This window comes from Streptomyces bambusae (genome assembly GCF_019400985.1).
In the GTDB taxonomy this organism is placed as follows: Bacteria; Actinomycetota; Actinomycetes; order Streptomycetales; family Streptomycetaceae; genus Streptomyces; species Streptomyces bambusae_A.
The window spans coordinates 1-1,464 of record NZ_WTFF01000627.1; the positions used below are offsets into that span (position 1 = coordinate 1).

The 1,464-nt window shown below is 75.3% G+C and carries 1 pseudogene; it reads left to right on the plus strand.

Features of this window, described 5'->3' with window-relative positions:
• Nucleotides 1–55: 55 nt before the first annotated feature.
• Nucleotides 56–1,366 (plus strand): annotated as a pseudogene (locus GPJ59_RS36155) (DUF5691 domain-containing protein); the annotation flags it as partial.
• Nucleotides 1,367–1,464: the final 98 nt, after the last annotated feature.

Consider the following 1,464-nt stretch of genomic DNA (forward strand, 5'->3'; position numbering starts at 1 on the left):
CCCCAAAGAGCAACACGCGTAAGGGCAGCGGCAGGGTCAGAAGGGGAAAAGGAACAGGCGCGGCACGGCGCCGGACCTGACCGAGCTGCTGCCGCAGTGGCTGGCGGCGGCCGGCCGGTACGGGTACCGGGCGCCGTCCGCGCTGGTGCCGGCATTGCTGGACGCGGCGCGGGCCCGTACGGACCTTCGGCCGCAGGCGCTGGCGCTGGCCGGAGCCAGGGGGCTGTGGCTGGCCCGGCTGAATCCGGAGTGGCGGTTCGCGCTGCGCAGCGGGGCCGGCGGCGGGGAGCTGCCCGACCCGGCGGACACCGAGGCGGTGGAGCGGCTGTGGCAGGAGGGGCTGTTCGCGGAGCGGGTGGCCCTGCTCGGCGCCGTCCGCGCGCACGATCCGGCGGCCGCCCCGCGACTGCTGGCCACGACGTGGGCGAGCGAGCGGGCCGAGGACCGGCTGATGTTCCTGGACTCGCTGCGGGCGGGGCTGTCGCTGGGCGACGAGCCGTTCCTGGAGAACGCGCTGGCCGACCGCAGCCGCAATGTCCGCGCGACGGCGGCCGAACTGCTGTCGGCTCTGCCGGAGTCCGCGTTGGCGGGCCGGATGGCCGGGCGGGCGCTGGCCTGCGTGGGACCGGACGGGGTGCACCCGCCGACGGAGTGCGACACGGACATGCAGCGCGACGGTGTGGTCAAGCGGCCACCCGCAGGGCGCGGGGAGCGGGCCTGGTGGCTGGGCCAGCTGGTCGAGGCGGCGCCGCTGGCGTGTTGGCGGGAGCGGTTCGGGGGGCTGGACCCGGCCGCGATCCTCGCCCTGCCGGTGGCCGAGGGCTGGGCGGAGGAGCTGCACGCGGCCTGGTGCCGGGCGGCGGTGCGCCAGCGGGATCCGCTGTGGTCGCGGGCGCTGCTCGGTTCGGCCGCCGATCCGCCGGCGGCGGGCCCGGCGACGGCCTCGCTCGCGGAGCGGGCGAAGCTGCTGGAGACCCTGGCGGAGGAGGAGAGGGCGGCGTGGGTGGCGGAGTTCGTGCGGGCGCACGGGCTGTCCGAGGCGTTCCAGCTGCTGGCCATGTGCGCGGTGCCCTGGTCGGGCCCGCTGGGGCGGGCGGTCGTGGACGCGCTGGACACGGCGCGGGAGGCGGGCAGCTACCCATGGAGCTTCAGCGGGGTGATGGGCCTGGCCGAGCGCTGCCTGGACCCTGCGGAGGCCGCGCGTCTGGAGTCGCTGACCGCCGCCGCGGGACCGGACGAGGAGCCGGGCTCCTCTCCGGGGACCGGCGCCTACTGGTCGGAGGCCTTCCAACGGCTGGTCGCCACTCTGCGAATACGGGCGTCCATGCTCGCGGAACTGCTTACAGCTAGGGCCAGTTGGGCATGATGTCCGGTTCCGTACCGAACGGACGGTGTTGCTCCGCTGAGCCGTCAGCACAGTCCGGATAACGGGAATCGGACCCTCACATCACGGTTGCGCATCCA